The organism is Streptomyces sedi (assembly GCF_006335015.1).
Classification (GTDB): domain Bacteria; phylum Actinomycetota; class Actinomycetes; order Streptomycetales; family Streptomycetaceae; genus Streptomyces; species Streptomyces sedi.
Window position 1 is genome coordinate 133,473 of record NZ_VDGT01000002.1, and the last position, 14,999, is coordinate 148,471.

17 protein-coding genes are annotated in these 14,999 nt (G+C 72.3%); 9 read left to right on the forward strand and 8 right to left on the reverse strand.

Features of this window, described 5'->3' with window-relative positions:
* Nucleotides 1-243 precede the first annotated feature (243 nt).
* The 3 genes from FH715_RS03425 to FH715_RS03435 all read left to right on the forward strand — a co-directional run bounded on the left by FH715_RS03425 (nt 244) and on the right by FH715_RS03435 (nt 2,225).
* Complete coding sequence (locus FH715_RS03425) at nt 244-843, forward strand: hypothetical protein (protein WP_246108521.1); 600 nt, start codon at nt 244-246, stop codon at nt 841-843.
* Nucleotides 844-1,214: 371 nt separating this feature from the next.
* Nucleotides 1,215-1,817 carry a hypothetical protein gene (locus tag FH715_RS03430; protein WP_139640523.1) on the forward strand — a complete coding sequence of 201 codons (603 nt, stop codon included), beginning with the start codon at nt 1,215-1,217 and terminating at the stop codon, nt 1,815-1,817.
* Nucleotides 1,818-1,958: 141 nt separating this feature from the next.
* The gene (locus tag FH715_RS03435) at nt 1,959-2,225 is read left to right on the forward strand and encodes a DUF397 domain-containing protein (RefSeq protein ID WP_139640524.1); all 267 of its coding nucleotides are present in this window, start codon (nt 1,959-1,961) and stop codon (nt 2,223-2,225) included.
* Here FH715_RS03435 and FH715_RS03440 read toward each other — a convergent pair.
* The gene (locus FH715_RS03440) at nt 2,182-2,679 is read right to left on the reverse strand and encodes a MarR family winged helix-turn-helix transcriptional regulator (protein ID WP_139640525.1); all 498 of its coding nucleotides are present in this window, start codon (nt 2,677-2,679) and stop codon (nt 2,182-2,184) included. The two genes, FH715_RS03435 and FH715_RS03440, sit on opposite strands and share 44 nt — an antisense overlap.
* Nucleotides 2,680-2,746: 67 nt before the next feature.
* Between FH715_RS03440 and FH715_RS03445 the strand changes: the two genes are divergently transcribed.
* On the forward strand, nt 2,747-3,136 hold the full coding sequence (locus tag FH715_RS03445; RefSeq protein ID WP_139640526.1) for a tautomerase family protein: 390 nt from the start codon (nt 2,747-2,749) through the stop codon (nt 3,134-3,136).
* Nucleotides 3,137-3,203: 67 nt separating this feature from the next.
* On the opposite strand, the gene FH715_RS03450 is transcribed toward FH715_RS03445, so the two are convergent.
* From FH715_RS03450 to FH715_RS03460, 3 genes are all read right to left on the reverse strand, one after another.
* Nucleotides 3,204-3,905, reverse strand: coding sequence for a MerR family transcriptional regulator (locus tag FH715_RS03450; protein ID WP_139640527.1), 702 nt, complete (start codon nt 3,903-3,905; stop codon nt 3,204-3,206).
* Nucleotides 3,905-5,116: an MFS transporter gene (locus FH715_RS03455; RefSeq protein WP_139640528.1), complete on the reverse strand. Its 1,212-nt coding sequence runs from the start codon at nt 5,114-5,116 to the stop codon at nt 3,905-3,907. The genes FH715_RS03450 and FH715_RS03455 overlap by 1 nt, the downstream gene beginning before the upstream one ends.
* A gap of 84 nt (nt 5,117-5,200) precedes the next feature.
* Entirely contained in the window at nt 5,201-5,563 is a 363-nt protein-coding gene (locus FH715_RS03460; RefSeq protein WP_139640529.1) for a DoxX family protein, read from the reverse strand.
* Nucleotides 5,564-5,899: 336 nt separating this feature from the next.
* Between FH715_RS03460 and FH715_RS03465 the strand changes: the two genes are divergently transcribed.
* From FH715_RS03465 to FH715_RS03480, 4 genes are all read left to right on the forward strand, one after another.
* On the forward strand, nt 5,900-6,484 hold the full coding sequence (locus FH715_RS03465) for a hypothetical protein (protein WP_246108522.1): 585 nt from the start codon (nt 5,900-5,902) through the stop codon (nt 6,482-6,484).
* A 122-nt stretch (nt 6,485-6,606) separates the two neighbouring features.
* Nucleotides 6,607-7,383, forward strand: a complete 777-nt coding sequence (locus FH715_RS03470; RefSeq protein WP_139640530.1) for a helix-turn-helix domain-containing protein — start codon at nt 6,607-6,609, stop codon at nt 7,381-7,383.
* Nucleotides 7,380-7,631 carry a hypothetical protein gene (locus tag FH715_RS03475; RefSeq protein WP_139640531.1) on the forward strand — a complete coding sequence of 84 codons (252 nt, stop codon included), beginning with the start codon at nt 7,380-7,382 and terminating at the stop codon, nt 7,629-7,631. The genes FH715_RS03470 and FH715_RS03475 overlap by 4 nt, the downstream gene beginning before the upstream one ends.
* Nucleotides 7,628-8,053 carry a PIN domain-containing protein gene (locus tag FH715_RS03480; protein ID WP_139640532.1) on the forward strand — a complete coding sequence of 142 codons (426 nt, stop codon included), beginning with the start codon at nt 7,628-7,630 and terminating at the stop codon, nt 8,051-8,053. Before FH715_RS03475 ends, FH715_RS03480 begins: the two co-directional genes overlap by 4 nt.
* Nucleotides 8,054-8,119: 66 nt before the next feature.
* On the opposite strand, the gene FH715_RS03485 is transcribed toward FH715_RS03480, so the two are convergent.
* Complete coding sequence (locus FH715_RS03485; RefSeq protein WP_139640533.1) at nt 8,120-8,875, reverse strand: SDR family oxidoreductase; 756 nt, start codon at nt 8,873-8,875, stop codon at nt 8,120-8,122.
* 311 nt (nt 8,876-9,186) lie between these two features.
* Between FH715_RS03485 and FH715_RS03490 the strand changes: the two genes are divergently transcribed.
* Nucleotides 9,187-10,596 carry a condensation domain-containing protein gene (locus tag FH715_RS03490; protein WP_139640534.1) on the forward strand — a complete coding sequence of 470 codons (1,410 nt, stop codon included), beginning with the start codon at nt 9,187-9,189 and terminating at the stop codon, nt 10,594-10,596.
* Nucleotides 10,597-10,859: 263 nt separating this feature from the next.
* Here FH715_RS03490 and FH715_RS03495 read toward each other — a convergent pair whose 3' ends face one another.
* The 3 genes from FH715_RS03495 to mmsA form a co-directional block, all read right to left on the reverse strand.
* The gene (locus FH715_RS03495) at nt 10,860-12,008 is read right to left on the reverse strand and encodes an aldose epimerase family protein (protein ID WP_139640535.1); all 1,149 of its coding nucleotides are present in this window, start codon (nt 12,006-12,008) and stop codon (nt 10,860-10,862) included.
* Between the two features lie 135 nt (nt 12,009-12,143).
* The gene (gene mmsB, locus FH715_RS03500; RefSeq protein ID WP_246108523.1) at nt 12,144-13,391 is read right to left on the reverse strand and encodes a multiple monosaccharide ABC transporter permease; all 1,248 of its coding nucleotides are present in this window, start codon (nt 13,389-13,391) and stop codon (nt 12,144-12,146) included.
* A gap of 1 nt (nt 13,392) precedes the next feature.
* Nucleotides 13,393-14,991, reverse strand: a complete 1,599-nt coding sequence (gene mmsA / locus FH715_RS03505) for a multiple monosaccharide ABC transporter ATP-binding protein (RefSeq protein ID WP_139640536.1) — start codon at nt 14,989-14,991, stop codon at nt 13,393-13,395.
* Nucleotides 14,992-14,999 lie beyond the last annotated feature (8 nt).

Genomic DNA, 14,999 nt, shown 5'->3' on the forward strand with positions numbered 1-14,999 from the left:
GGGTCGGCAGCGAGGCGTACCAGGGGTGGCGCCACCTGCCATTGGGGTACCCCAAAACCCCTTTCGGGGTACCCCGTTCCCTGTGTCGCGCTGACGTTTGCCTCGGCCGTGGGCGATTCGGGCAGGTGCCGAGGTGATGCGTCTATGTCGTGTGGGCGACGAAGTAACCTCCGGGGTGCGAGTAATGACGATTGACCAAGTGGCCAGCGGCACACCGCACCCGAGTGCGTTTTGGACTGCATGATGACCGAGAACGATCCGCGGGAAGTCGCCGTGTACCGGCTGATGCCGAGCAGGCGTGACATCAGAGCGGTGCTTCTCGACGAGTCACACACCCAGCTCAAGCGCTGGGCCTTCCACGGTCCGCCGGAGGAGCGCCCGGACCACTTCGGCGCGGAGTGGCTGGGCGAGCGGCGGTGGCCGAAAGCGGAGTTCCCGTCCACCTTTCCTGACGCACCGGTGTTCGGTCCGAGGTTGGTGGAGGCGTTCGGTGCGGAGTTGGAGGCGGCGGGCACGTTGTTGCCGTTGACGATCACGGACGGCGGCGCGGCGGTTGATGAGGACTACCGGGTGTACGTGGTGGACGAGGTGGTGGACTGCGTCGACACGGTGGCGTCGTCCCGACCTGGTCCACTGGGAGAGATGGACCGTACGGTGTTCCGTCTCGACGCCCTGCCGACGCATCTCCCGGCGTTCCGCGTGCCGGAGTTTCGGATGGGGATCTACTGGAACGGGTGGATGGTCGACCGTTTGAAGGAGCTTCTCGGTGACGCCCTGGAGGCTCGTCTGGCCTGGTCGAACGTGCCGGGTCGCCGCCCGCACCGGTATGTGTGGGGCGTCTGAGCGGCGATGCCCGGGGCGCCTGCGCGCCGCGCGGCGCTCCGAGATGCTGTGGCCCAACCGGATGTGGAACGTTGCCGCGTGACCTTCGGTGCACTTCCGTCGGAACTCCGCCCAGGCTGAGCTTGCGCCGCCGGCGAACGCGGGCGAGCCGTGGAGGCTTCGGATGGGAGCTGCCACGGCCTGCCTGACGATCTCGCGGCCGAGAGCAGGGACTCCCGTACACCGCCCTCGCGCCGTACCCTTCCACGGAGTTGGCCGGAGCGCCGGCCCGGGGATACGGCGGAATCGGTGCGCGTTCCACCTTCCCTGCCGCCACGGCGTGGGCATCGAGGCCGCCAACGACATGCCCCGAGTGGGTAGGGGACCGTGTGATGACCGACAACGAACCGCAGCGGGAGTGCGCCGTGTACCGGCTGATGCCGAGCAGGCGTGACATCAGAGGCGTGCTCTTCGACGAGGGCCTCGTCCAGCTGAAGCGGTGGGAGATCTACGGGCCGCCGGTGGTCCCGCCCGAGTGGTTCGGGGCGCGGTGGCAGGGGGAACGGAGCTGGCCCAAGGCCGCGTTTCCCTCCACCTTTCCTGACGCCCCGGTGCTCAGCTCCTTGCTCGTCGAGCGGTTCGGGGCGGAGTGGGAGTCGGCGGGTCGGCTGTTGCCGTTGACGATCACGGATGGCGGCGCGGTGGTGGACGAGGACTACCGTGTGTGGAGGGTGGACGAGATGGTCGACTGCGTCGACACTGCCGCTTCGTCCCGGCCCAACGCGGGGGGCGAGATGGCCCGCACGGTGTTCCGCGCGGACGCCCTCCCCGTGCGGTTGCCAGCCTTTCGCGTCCCGCAGGCCCCGACGTGTGTCTACTGGAACGGGTGGATGGTCGACCGTCTGAAGGGGCTTCTCGGTGACGACCTGGAGGCTCGGCTGGCCTGGTCGAACGTGCCGGGTCGCCGCCCGCACCGGTATGTGTGGGGCGTCTGAGCGGCGATGCCCGGTGCGCCTCCATGCCGACCCGATGTGGGTCCTCTCCGAGTGATCTTCTGACACCCGGCCGCCCTCCGCCCCGCGTCCGCGCGTCCGCGGGGCGCGGGGGGACGCCTCACGAGGCCGAGCGGCGCGTGCGTGGAAGTTCGGGACGATGTTCCCGGCGCCGTCCCCGTTCGTGGCAGCAAGGTCGCCGACGGGCCGGTCCTGAGCGTTTCGGCGTCGGCGTGGTCTGCCTTCGTGGAGCTACTGGCGCCGTCTGCCTCCGCCGAGGGGCACCCGTGGTGGAGGTTTCTCTCTGTCGGGCCCGCGTGCGACTGGGTCCGCGTGCGACGCGGTCTCCTGGCGGGCCGCCGACGGTTCAACCCCCGTCCGCCTCCGGCAGCGCCGCCTCGTAGGCCGTGAACGCCTGGACCACGGCGCGTCGTTCGGTCGGTGACAGGGGGGACAGCGCCGCGTGCCAGGCGCGGGCGCCGGGGGCCAGCCACTGTTCCAGGGCCGGCCGCGCCGCATCCGGGATGCTGACGATTCGTCGGCGGCGGTCGTTCTCGTCCTCGCGGCGGTCGAGCACGCCCTTCCGGCTGAGTTCGCCGACCAGCAGGCTGGCCGTGGTGGGGGCCACCTCCAGGTGGTCGGCCAGTTCGCGGACGGTCATCGGGCCGTCGAGCAGCAGGAACGACAGCAGCGAGAGGTGGCGTGGGGCGAGGGCCATCTCCCGTAGCGCCTCGGGGATTTCGAGTCGTTTGATCCGGCCGACGGCGCGCGGCATCACCAGCAGCAGGGTGCGGATGGCGTCGTCGAGCCCTTCGGCGTCGTCGGGGTCGCCGGGAACGGGATGGACGGGAGGCGTCGCGGGCATTAGGTTTGCTTCCAAAGCTGTTTTGTTTAGCAGGGTATCGGACCCTGCTTCGGCGACTGGAGGACCCATGCCGCACTGCACCGTAACCCTCGCCGAGGAACTCCTCGATGGCACCGTCGAGCGGCGGTTGGTCGACGGGATCACCGACGCGGTGGTCTCCGTCTACGGCGACTGGGCCCGCCCGTTGGTGGTCATCGCCCTCCGCGGGGTGCCGACCGAACGGTTCGCCGTCGGCGGCGAGCTCGGCGTCGCGCCGGCGCCCGACGTGCTGCTGCACAGCAGGGCCGGGGCGTTCACGCGGTTTCCGGACGCCGCCGAACGGTTGGCCGTCGCGCTCACGGACGCGGTCGCCGCCGTGTTCGGCGACGTGCCGCGCGAGGGCATCACCGTCAACCTGGTGGGTTTCGCCGACGACCGTTCGGCCGTCGGCGGCGTGCTGTTCTCGGCCGCCGCGTAGGCGTTCCGCGTCGCCGTGTCGTGGCGCCGTGTCGTGGCGCCGCGACCCGTCCGGCCCGGGTGGGCCGTCATGACAGGCGGCGCACCAACTCCCGCTGCCGCTCGTTCAGGTCACGCTCGGCCAGGGTGAGGACGAGCCGGTTCCGCTCCTCGGGAACGGGCGGCAGGTCGCTGGGGAGCGCCGCGACGAGCCGCCGCACCTCGTCGGCGAGCGCGTCCAGCGCGCTGTCGGGGGACGACTCGTCGATGGCGTCGAACCGCTTCTGCAACGAGACCAGGGCCGCCCGGGACTCCGGCGTCAGCAGCGCGTCGGCCAGCGGGTCGGCCTGCGGCACGTCCGCGTAGAGATGGGCGATCAGGGTCGCGAGGGGAATGTCGGTGGGCCTGACGGTGAGGGCGGCGGCCAGTCTCGACAGGCCGACGTGGCGCCCCGACCGGGCCTGGGCGAGCCGCCTGCGCTGCTCGGTGAGCGCGGCGATCCGCGCCTCCAGGGCCCGGTCGACCTCGTCGAGCACCTCCTCGGCGGATCCGGACCCGGACCCGGACCCGGCCCCGGCCCCGGAGTCGGCGACCACGCCCGCGGCCTGTGTCAGCGACAGGCCGGAGGCGGTGAGCTGCCGGATCCGCAGCAACGCCACCAGGTGGTCGACGGTGTAGTCCCCGTAGCCGTTGGACCGTCGCGGCGGCGCCGGAAGGGCCCCGACCTGGTGGTAGTAGCGGACGGTCCGCACCGTGACCCCGGCGAGTTCCGCCAGCTCCCCGACGCGCATCAGGCCGGTTCCTGTCCCAGCCGGCGGATGTTCGGGCTGAGCAGCGCGGCGGTGGCCGCGGCGATCCACAGCGCGGCCAGACACGTCGTGACCAGGTGGAGGCCGCCGGCCTCGATGAGCAGGGCGGCGCCGCCGATGCCCGCCGCGGGGACCAGCGTCATGATGGCGTTCTGGGCGCCCAGCACCTTGCCGCGTCGGGACTCGTCGACGTTCTCGACGAAGGTCAACCCGACCACCGCGTTCATACAGCCACCTCCGAGCCCCGCGATCGCCGCGCCGGCGAAGACCGACCACACGGGGCCCAGTATGCCGACGACGGCGAAGCCGACCGCCAGGACGGCGAGCCCGGTGGTGAACCAGGTCCGGCGCGGCACGCGGTGGCCCAGGGTGGCGAACAGGCTGCCGCCGACGAGCAGGCCCGCGGCGAGCGAGCTGAGGACGAAGCCGACGTACTGGGGCTCGTCCCGGAACGCGAAGTGCACCGGGATCACCATCCCCTGCGTGGCGGCCAGCACCACCGCCAGTGTCACCCCCAGCAGGACCATTCCGCGCAGCAGCGGCGAACGGAAGAGGATCACCAGGCCGTCGAACACGGCTCCGGCGCGCCCCGCCTCGGTCTCGTCGCCGCCCTCGCGTCGATGCGCGGTCGCCCGCGCGGGGATGGCGAGGGTGAGCAGGGCCGCCAGCGCCGCCGTGCCGGAGGTGATCCACAGCACGGTCACCGGTGCCAGCGCGGCGACGAGTACGCCCGCGACCGCGGGACCGAGCAGCAGCGACACCCCGCCCAGCGACTCCCGCAGGCCGATGAGCCGCGCGGGGGGCGTTTCGGCGGCCTCGGCGATCGCGGGAAGCATCGCCTCCCGGGCGGTGATGCCGGGCACGTCCCCGAAGGAGTTCAGGACGGCCACCGCGATGAACCACCCCAGGTTCAGCCCGACCGTGAGGTCGACGATCGGCAGGACGAGCAACGCCGCGGCCGAGATCACGTCGGAGAGGACCGCTGCGGTGCGGCGGTTGATCCGGTCGATGAGGGAGCCCATCAGCAGGCCCGCGACGGCGGCGGGGACCGCGGCGGCTGCCGCGACGACCCCGGCGCCGAGCGGGCTGCCGGTGGTGAACAGCACCAGCAGGGGAAGGGCGATCCCGGTGACCGAGTTGCCCAGCATCGACACGCCGAACGAGGACAGGTAGAAAAAGGCGATCCTGGTCATGCGGCCAGCTCAAACCGTGACGTCGCGTCGTGGTCAAGCGCCGGCCGTCGCGTTCCTCGTCCGGACGGCGCGGCCGGGGCGTCCTCAGCCCCCGGCCGCCCGGTCGGCGAGATGGGCGAGGGCCGCCGCCGCGAGCAGCAGATAGAGGCCGGGGAACGCCACGTTGTGCAGCACCCGCGCCCTGAGATGGGCGGCGACGGCGCCCACGAAGAACAGCGTCAGCCCGGCGCCGGCGGCGACCCCCAGCCAGGGTTCCCAGGCCAGCCCGGCGACGAGCCCGACCGCTCCGGCCAGCTTCAGCGTCGCGAGCCACGGCAGCGCGCGCTCGGGCACGCGCACCTCGGCGGAGTTCCGCAACACGAATCCGGCCCTCGCGTAGTCGGCGAGGGCGATGGCGGCGTTCGCCAGGACGCAGAGCAGGGTGGCGGCGAAGAGGAGCGTCGTCACGCGCCGCTCCCGTCGGTGGCGGCGGGCAGCCGGTCGGTGTGGGCGTGCATCGGCGGTGATCCCTTCGGGCGGTGGGTCGGCGGGGTGAGTCCCGCCGTCTCCGCACTCCCGACGTGGCGCGCCGCCGAAAGGTCACGCCTGGTAGACCTCCTCGACCTGGTCGCGCCCGGTGTCCATCCGCCGGTACCGCTCGGCGTCCCCGTGCCGCTCCCGGCGTGACCGCACGGACGGTGTTCACCCGGTGGCGGTCCGCGCGTCCCCGGGGTGTTTCCGTCGCGCACGACGGGGGTGGCACGGTCGGGACGCACACGCACCTCGACCCCCGGGATGGTCACCATGTCCCAGCAGCGCCCGACCGCCGGCCCGCACCACTGGCTGGGGCTCGCCGCCGGCCACTCGCGGAACGCGGACGCCGACCATCTGCTGCACGACCTGGTGGACGAACTCCCGCTCTCCAACGCGGCGTTGGGCCAGACGCACCGGGTGGCGCCGGGCCGGCTCGGGCTCAGCCTCGGGCTGCCGAACGCGAGCCTGGCCGAGGCCGCCTTCGGGCTGCTGCCCGAGCTCGCGCCGCGGCTGGCCGTGGCGGGACCCGAGGGGGTGCGCGGGCCCGAACGGTGGCACGCCGACGCGACCGCCGCCCTGGCGGCGGCGCCCGAGGGGGGCAGGGCGGTGCTCTTCCCCGGCGCGGTGGGCCTGCCGGAACGGATCACCGTCGCCGAGCTTCTCGCCCGCACCGCCATCGACGCGGTCCGCGTCCTCGGCGGCGCGGTCGCCGGCCCCGAGGCGTGGGTGGAGACCAGGGGGCATCTGCGGCCGGAGCGGCTCGGCCCCACGTTGACGCTGCGACTGGCCCCGGCCCGCGCCGGGTTCGTGCCGTTCGAGGTGCCCGACCCACACCCGTGCTGCGGGGGCCACTGAGCGCCGGCCCACCGTGCCCCCCGGGGCACGGCCGGTTGACCGTGCCCCAGGGGCATGGTTTCCACTGGTGCCGTTGACGGCCCGCCGGAGGCGAAACCGGGGCCGACCGGAGGAGGCGTGGCATGGCGTGGAGCACCAGACAGCTCGCGGAACTGGCGGGGACGACCGTCAAGGCTGTCCGGCACTACCACTCGATCGGCCTGCTGGAGGAGCCCGAGCGGGCGTCCAACGGCTACAAGCGGTACCAGGTCTCGCATCTTGTGCGGCTGTTGCAGATCAAGCGGCTGAGCGACCTGGGCATGTCCCTGTCCCAGATCGGCGCGTTGGGCCACGCCGACCAGCAGCCGGACGAGGCGATCGAGCTGCTGGACAGCGAGCTGGCGGCGACGATCGAACGACTCCAGCGGGTGCGCGCCGAGCTGGCGCTGCTTCTGCGCCACCGGGCGCCGATCGACGTTCCGGCGGGCTTCGGCGCGGTCGCCGACCAGCTGACGGAGACCGACCGGGCGATGCTGCTGATCTACTCGCAGGTCTTCACGGACGACGTGATGCGCGACCTGCTGGAGATGCTCGGTCAACCGCGCGCCCACGACCGGGAGTTCGACACGCTGCCGGCCGACGCGGACGAGGCGACCATCGAGCGGCTGGCCGCGCTGATGGCGCCGGAGCTCCACCAGCAGCACGAGAAGTACCCGAAGCTCGACGTGGCGGGCGCGCCAAGCTTCGGTGATCCGGAGCGCGGGCGGAACCTCGTGGCGCAGGCGCTGGTCGAGCTGTACAACCCGGCGCAGCTGAAGGTGCTCCACCGCGCCGAGGAGATCAACCGGGGAGTGGGCGAGGCGGGCGGGGGCGGGGAGAGCTGGTCGCCACGACCCCCGTGTGGTACTACTGAAGTATGACCATGCGGAAGACGGCGATTTCGTTGCCGGAGGACCAGCTGATGCGGCTGAAGGCCGCCGAGGCCGCCGGGCGGATCCCCAGCGTCTCGGGGCACATCCAGGAGCTGCTGCGCCGCGAGGAGGAGACCGCCGAGGTCGACGAGACGCTGCGGCGGCTCTTCGGCGACCAGCTCCCGGGCGAGGAACACCTGAGGTGGGCCGATCGCGTCCTGGGCATCGACGGCGTCGAGGAGCGCGGCGCCGCGTGACGGCGCCCGACGAACCCTCGGGCGCCGCCCCCGCGATAGGCGGACGCATCCTGGACACCACGGCGCTGGTCGCCGCCGCCCAGGGCAGTCCCCACATGCGGGCCCTGCTGAGCACCGCGCACCGGCACGTCATCCCGCTGCTCGCGCCGGCCAGCTGCGTCGCCGACGCCTCCGCCGACCTGCACCCGCACGGCAGGGACGCGTTGACGGCGATCCTGCGCTTCCCGCTGGTCACCTTCGCACCGCTGGACGAGGCGCACGCCGTCGGCTCCGGCATCCTGCGCTCCGCGCACCCGCCGGCGGCCACCACCCCGGGGCACGTGGCCTATCTGGCCGCCGCCCGCCAGTGGCCGGTGATCACCGCGACACCCGACCCGCTGCGCACGCTCTACCCCGCCATCGGCCTGGTGCTGCTGCCCTGAGCCGCACGGCCGGCCCTCGCGTCACGGGTGTCACGGGTGTCACGGGTGTCACGGGTGTCACGGGCGTCACCCCCGGGAGGCCACCTCGGCGAGCCATCGCTCGAACGTCGTCGGCGCGATGCGCGCGCCCTCGCCGGGGAGCAGCGCCTCGCCCGCCATCTCCAGGTCGAACGGCCCGGACCAGGACGGCACCAGCCGCACCTCGCGCCCGCGCGCGGCCAGCGTGCGGCGCGCCATGTCGACCAGGTCCTGGTTCTCCGGGCCCGCCAGGTCGACGTGCCGCCCGACCGGCGCGCCGGTCGCCACCTCGGCCAGCACCTCCGCGACATCGGCCGGCGCCACCGGCCGCACCAGCAGCGGCGCGAGGGTGGCGACGCCGTCCCGCTCGGTCCAGCCGACGACCGTCTCCGCGAAGTCGTGGAACTGGGTGGCCGGCACCACCGTCCACGGGACCGCCCCGCCCGTCACCAGGCGCTCCTGCTCCCGCTTGCCGGCGTAGTGCGCGTTGCCGCCCTCGAAGCGGTGGATGCCGACGATCGACAGCAGCACGTGGTGGCGGACCCCGGCGCGTTCCTCCGCGGCCAGCAGACGGCCCGTCATGGCGCCGAGCCGCTCCACGGTCTCCCGCGCCCCGGCCGGCGGGGCGCTGGTGGCGTCGACCACCGCGTCCACCCCGACGAGCGCGGCGTCCAGACCCTCGCCGGTCGACAGGTCGACACCGAGGGAACGGCTGATCCGCACGACCTCGTGCCCGTCGCGCTCCAGTGCGGCGACGGTCAACGAGCCGATCTTGCCGGTGGCCCCGGCGACGGCGATGCGCATGGCTCTCTCTTCTCTCCGCGGGTTTCTGCGGGTTTCGTGTGCGGGTTTCGTGTGCGGGCTTCGTGGAGGTACCGCGCCCCCGAAGCTATGTCCCCCGGCGCCCGCGGGGGCGGCGGCACACGAGGGCCCCTCCGGCGGAGCCCCGCGTGACCGTGGGTCGCTCGGCGCGTTGGTCCCGTTACGCCACCGACCGGTGGCCCGCGCCGAGGGACAGAGCCGCGCGCGGGCCGCCGGCCCAGGCGCCAGCCGTCCGACCCCCACCCGCGCCCGCGCCACCCCATGTCCCCGGGCGTGGAAACGGAGAGCCCCCTGTGCGTATGACCGACATCGAGCGTTGCGAGATCCGTCCCGGCTACCTGGTGGAGTGGGCGCTGTCGCCGGCCACCGTGGCGGCGGCAGGCGCGGCGCCCGACGATCCGCGACCGCCGGCGCACGTGCAGGAGTTCCATCTGCGGACGGCGCGGGAGGCGCGCGGCTCCGGGCTGCACGCCCCCGGCTGGCTGGGCGTCGCGTTCGACCTGCCGGGCCCGGTGGACCTCGCGGCGCTGCAACGGGCCCTGCACCGCTGGACATCGCGGCACGAGACGCTGCGCAGCGGCTTCCGCTGGGTCGGCGAGGAGCTGCGGCGCTTCACGCTGCCGGCGAGCGCGGTGGAGCTGAGCCGCGCGGACATCGGCCGGTTCCGGGAGCCGACGACGCTGACGCGCCGGCTGCGCGACCGTTTCGACGGCGCGGCCGACGCGCTGAGCTGGCCCAACTTCCTGTACACGGCCGTGGTCAGGCCCGAGGGCGCGAGCCTCTATCTGGCTTTCGACCACAGCAACGTCGACGCGCACTCCCTCTACCGGCTGCCCGCCGAGCTGCACCAGCTGTACGCCGCCGAGTCGGACGTGGCGGCCGAGCCGCTGCCCTCGGTCGCCAGCTATGTCGACTTCTGCGCCACGGAACGCGCCCACGCGGACGCCGTGGACAGCGACCACCCGCTGATCGGGCGGTGGCGCGAGTTCATCACACGCTCGGGCGGGGTGATGCCGACGTTCCCCGTCGATCTCGGGCTTCCGCCGGAGGGCGGGCCGCTGCCTGAGCAGCGGTTCCACTCCGAGACGCTGGTCGACGACCGCGCGGCGACCGCGTTCGAGCGGTACTGCCGTCCGCACGGCGGGGCGCTGGTCGGGGTGCTGGCCGCGACCGCGCTGATCGTGCGGGAGATGGGGGGCGTGGAGACGTACCGGACGGTGGTGCCGTTCCACACCAGGGCGAAGTCCCGGTGGTCGGAGTCGGTCGGCTGGTATGTCGGCGGGGTGCCGATCGAGATCCCCGTGGGGCGGGCCTCGGGGTTCGACGAGACGCTGACGATGGTCCGTTCGGCGCTGCGCGCCAACCGGCCGCTGGCGGGGGTGCCGATCACGCGGGCGCTGGCGTTGCTCGGGTCGGACTTCCGCTTCGACTCGCCGGACCTGTGCTCGTTCGTCTCCTACGTGGACGGGCGCGGGGCGCCGCTGTCGGAACGGTGGGACGAGCTGCGGACCTACGGTCTGGTGCGGGTCTCCTACGGCGACCGGGTGTGCGTGTGGCTGACCCGGCTCCACGAGGGCATCCAGTTCGCGGCCCGCTACCCGGAGACGGGGCCCGCGGTGCGGAACCTGCGGCTCTACCGGGAGCGGCTGCGGGAGTCGGTGCTGGGGGTGGCCCACGAGGAGCTGGGCGCGCTGGCGCGCTGACACGCTGACGCGGGCCTGACACTTTGGCGACGGGCCGTCTGTGTCGCGGTGGGTTGTCGTCTGCGGCTCGGTGGTCGGTCGCTCGCGCAGTTCCCCGCGCCCCTGGGGTGGGTTGGCGTGGTCCGTCAGGTGCGGGCGCACGCCTGGCCGGTGACGGCCTGAAGGGGCGCGGGGAACTGCGCGGTGCATTCGTGGCGGGGGTCAGGCGACTACGGTGCCGCACTGGTTAGGTGGGTTGTCGGCGTGAGCCGGGTCGCCGGAGGCTACCGCGTGGAGAAGGCGTAGACCGTGCTGGAGCGGTAGGTCTCGCCGGGGCGGAGCACGGTCGAGGGGAAGTCGGGCTGGTTGGGGGAGTCGGGGAAGTGCTGGGTCTCCAGGCACAGCCCGTCGCCCTGCCGGTAGGCCCGGCCCGACGTCCCGACCAGCGTGCCGTCGAGGAAGTTCCCGCTGTAGAACTGCACGCCGGGCTCCGTGGTGGAGACGGTCATCAGCCGTCCGGAGCTTCGCTCGTAGACCTGGGCGAAGCGCTCTGGGCGGCGGGTGATGCCCTTGTCCAGCACGAAGTTGTGGTCGTAGCCCTGCCCGTACAGGATCTGCTGGTGGCTGTCCCTGATGTCCTCGCCGACGGTCTTGCCGCGGCGGAAGTCGAACGGGGTGCCGCCGACCGGGGCGAGTTCGCCGGTGGGGATCAGCACGTCGTTGACGGGGGTGTAGCGCCCGGCGGCCAGGCTCAGTTTGTGGTCGTAGATGCCGCCGTTGCCCTCGCCCGCGAGGTTGAAGTAGGTGTGGTTGGTGAGGTTGAGCACCGTGGGCGCGTCGGTGGTCGCCTCGTAGTCGATGCGGAACTCGCCCCGCTCGGTGAGCGTGTAGTCGACCCGGACGTCCAGCGTGCCCGGGTAGCCCATCTCCCCGTCCGCGCTGGAGTAGGTGAGGGTCAGCCCGGCGTCGCCGTTCGGGGTGACGTTCCAGATCCGCTTGTCGAAGCCCTGGGTGCCGCCGTGCAGGCTGTTGGGCCCGTCGTTGACCGGCACCTCGTGGTCGGTGCCGTCCAGGGTGAAGCGGCCGGCGGCTATGCGGTTGCCGTAGCGGCCGATCAACGCGCCCATGTAGGGCGAGTCCCCGAGGTAGGGGGCGAGTTCGCCGAAGCCCAGGGAGACGTTGACCAACTCGCCCTCGCGGTCGGGTACCTCCAGGGTCTGGACGATTCCGCCGAAGTCGAGCACCCCGAGCCGGATCCCGCCGTGCGCCAGGGTCCAGCGCTGTACCTCGGTGCCGTCCTCCAGCCGGCCGAAGGGCTCGGGGCGGGGGGCCTCGCCGCCGCCGTGGCCGCCGGCCGAGGCACGGCCGGCCGCCGCGACGGTGAGGCCCGCGGCGGCGGCCGTCGCGATCACGGCTCTCCTTGAGGTGGTCATCGAAGGCTGCTCCTCTGATAGTCCCGTGGTGTCGCGTCGCTGACTGTGCCGTGTTGCTTGGATTGAGATTACTTCTGTTTGAAGCTGATCGTTCCTCTGCGTCGGGCGGAAGCTCGCCGCACGCGGGCCGGAGGCTCAGGAACGCGCCCGGCGCTTGTTCCACACGTCGAAGCCCACGGCGGCCAGCAGCACCAGGCCCTTGATCACCTGTTGCACGTCCTGGCTGATCCCGACCAGGGACATCCCGTTGTTGAGCACGCCCAGCACCAGGCCGCCGATCACCGCGCCCAGCACCGTGCCCACGCCGCCGCTCATGGAGGCCCCGCCGATGAACGCGGCGGCGATCGCCTCCAGCTCGAAGAGGTTGCCGGCGCCCGGCGTTCCCGCGTTGAGCCGGGCCGCGAAGACACAGCCGGCGAGGGCCGCCAGCACGCCCATGTTGACGAAGACCAGCATGGTGACGCGCTTGTCCTTGACGCCCGAGAGCTGCGCCGCCGCGCGGTTGCCGCCCAGCGCGTAGATGTGCCGGCCGATCACCGCGTTGCGCATCACATAGCCCATCACCACCAGCAGCCCGCCCAGGATCAGCAGCACCACCGGCACGCCCCGGTAGCTCGCCAGGGTCAGGGTGAACGCCAGCACCGCCGCCACGATCGCCGCGCACTTCAGCAGGAACATCCGGAACGGCAGCACGTGCAGCTCGTACGCCAGCGCCTGCTTCCGCTGCCGCCACTCCTGGAAGAGCGCCACCGCGCAGACCAGCACACCCATCAGCACGGTCAGGTTGTGGTAGTTGGTGTCGGGGCCGACCTCCGGCAGGAAGCCCTGGCTGATGTCCTGGAACCCCTCGGGGAACGGCGAGATCGACTGGCCGTCCAGCAGGATCTGCGTCGCGCCCCGGAAGAGCAGCATCCCGGCCAGCGTCACGATGAACGAGGGGATGCCCACGTACGCGATCCAGAACCCCTGCCACGCCCCGACCACCGCGCCGATCAACAGCGAGAGGAAGAGCGCCAGTTGCCACGGCATGTCGTGGTCGACCATCATCACGGCCGCCGCGGCCCCGGTGAACGCGGCCAACGAGCCCACCGACAGGTCGATATGGCCGTTGATGATCACGATCATCATCCCGATGGCCAGGATCAGGATGTAGCCGTTCTGGAGCAGGATGTTGGTGACGTTGCGGGGGAGGAGCATGTCGCCCCCGCTCCACACCTGGAAGAGCCCCAGCAGCAGCACCAGGGCGATCACCATCCCGTACTGCCGCATGTTGTCGCGCAGCGCGCGGAGCGCCTGGCCGGTTAACGCGCGCGCCGTCGAGGTGCCCCCGCCGTCCCGCTCCCGGCTGTCCCCGGCGTTCTTGCCGAGGGTCGTCTGGCTCATGTCAGCTCTCTTCGGTCACGGGCCGGCCGGTGGCGTCGACGGCGCCCACGTCGGTCCTGGTCATCAGTCGCATCAGGCCCTCCTGGGTGGCCTCGGCGCGGTCCAGCACCCCGGTCATCCGGCCGAAGGCCATGGTGGCGATCCGGTCGCAGACCCCCAGCAGCTCGGACAGCTCGGAGGAGATCACCACCACCGCCTTTCCCTGCGCGGCGAGCTGGTCGATCACGGTGTAGATCTCGGCCTTGGCGCCGACGTCGATGCCGCGCGTCGGCTCGTCGAGGATCAGCACCTGTGGCTCGGCGTTGATCCACTGGCTGAGCACGACCTTCTGCTGGTTGCCGCCGCTGAGGCGGCCGACCTGTTCGAAGACCGTGGGGGCCTTGATGTTCATCGAGCCGCGGTACCGCTCCGCGACCCGCCGTTCCCCGTGGGCGTCCACCACACCGTGCCGCGCCATCCGGGGGAGGGCGGCCAGCGAGATGTTGCGGCTGATGGTGTCGATCAGGTTGAGCCCGTAGGTCTTGCGGTCCTCCGTGACATAGGCGATGCCGTGTCCGACGGCCTCCGCCACCGTCCGCGTCGAGACCTCCCGGCCGTGCAGCTCCACGGAGCCGCGGACGTAACGGCCCCAGGAGCGCCCGAAGACGCTCATCGCCAACTCGGTGCGCCCGGCGCCCATCAGCCCCGCGATGCCCAGGATCTCCCCGTGGCGCACCTCGAACGAGACGGAGTCCACCACGGTCCTGCCGGTGTCCACCGGGTGCCGCACCGTCCAGTCCCGCACGGTGAGCGCGACCTGTCCGGCGCGCTCACCGGTGTAGGGGGTGCGGTCGGGGTAGAACTGGTCGAGCTCACGCCCGACCATCCGCGTGATCAGCTGCTCGTCGCTGACGGTGGCCGGCCCGCCGACGGAGCCCCGGACGGCGAGCGTCTCGATGGAACGCCCGTCGCGCAGCACCGTGACCGTGTCGGCGACCTGCCGGATCTCGTTGAGCTTGTGCGAGATCAGGATGCAGGAGATGCCCTGGTCGCGGAGTTCGCCGATCAGCCCGAGCAGCTTGCGGCTGTCCTCGTCGTTGAGCGCGGCCGTCGGCTCGTCGAGGATCAGCAGCTTGACCCGCTTGGCGAGCGCCTTGGCGATCTCCACCAACTGCTGCTTGCCGACGCCCAGTTCGGCGATGCGGGTGCCGGGCCGCTCGTCGAGCCCGACGCGGCGCAGCAGCCGTTCGGTCTCCACCAGCGTGGAGGACCAGCTGATCACGCCGCGCGCGGCGCGTTCGTTGCCCAGGAAGATGTTCTCCGCGATGGACAGCTGCGGGACGAGCGCCAGCTCCTGGTGGATGATCACGATGCCGTGCCGCTCGCTGGCACGGATGTCGCGGAACGCGCAGAGCTCCCCCTCGAAGCGGATCTCTCCGCCGTAGGAGCCGTGCGGATGGACCCCGCTGAGCACCTTCATCAGGGTCGACTTGCCGGCGCCGTTCTCGCCGCAGACGGCGTGCACCTCGCCGGCGCGCACCGAGATGTCGACCCCGTCCAGGGCCCGGACCCCGGGGAAGGACTTGGTGATGCCGCGCATCTCCAGCACGTGCTGTGTCATGGCGTGCT